1 pseudogene is annotated in these 388 nt (G+C 62.6%); it reads left to right on the top strand.

Annotation, left to right across the window (positions count from 1 at the left end):
* Positions 1–80: 80 nt before the first annotated feature.
* Positions 81–388, top strand: a pseudogene (locus QSJ95_RS32575) (hypothetical protein); the annotation flags it as partial.

Here is a 388-nt window from a genome sequence, read left to right as displayed (position 1 = left end):
GACAGAAATCATCGTTCGTCATGCGCAGGGCCAGTCCTTAGAGTCGTCTGCACACGCAGGTTGCTGCAGCGAGGGCTCCCATGAACGCATTCCAGTCAGAAAAGCCATCGGTCGAATATCCCGAATCAGGCCTGGCCAAGCCACTGATCCTGAAGACCGGCACCATCATCCGCAATCGCATCGCCAAGGCGGCCATGCACGAATCCATGGGCGACAAGCATGGAGCCCCCAGCCACTGGCTGCTGCCGCTCTACGAGGCCTGGGCGCAGGGTGGTGTCGGCCTGAGCCTCACCGGCAATGTCATGATCGACGGCCGGGCTCGCAGCGAGCCTGGCAACGTGGTGGTGGAGGACGAGCGACATCTGGAGTTCCTGCGCGAGTGGGCACG

Origin of the sequence: Pseudomonas sp. NBRC 100443, assembly GCF_030268185.1 — a bacterium.
GTDB classification, from domain to species: Bacteria; Pseudomonadota; Gammaproteobacteria; order Pseudomonadales; family Pseudomonadaceae; genus Pseudomonas; species Pseudomonas citronellolis.
The sequence above is the reverse complement of the archived record's forward strand: the minus strand, read 5'-3'. Positions and strand labels throughout refer to the sequence as shown.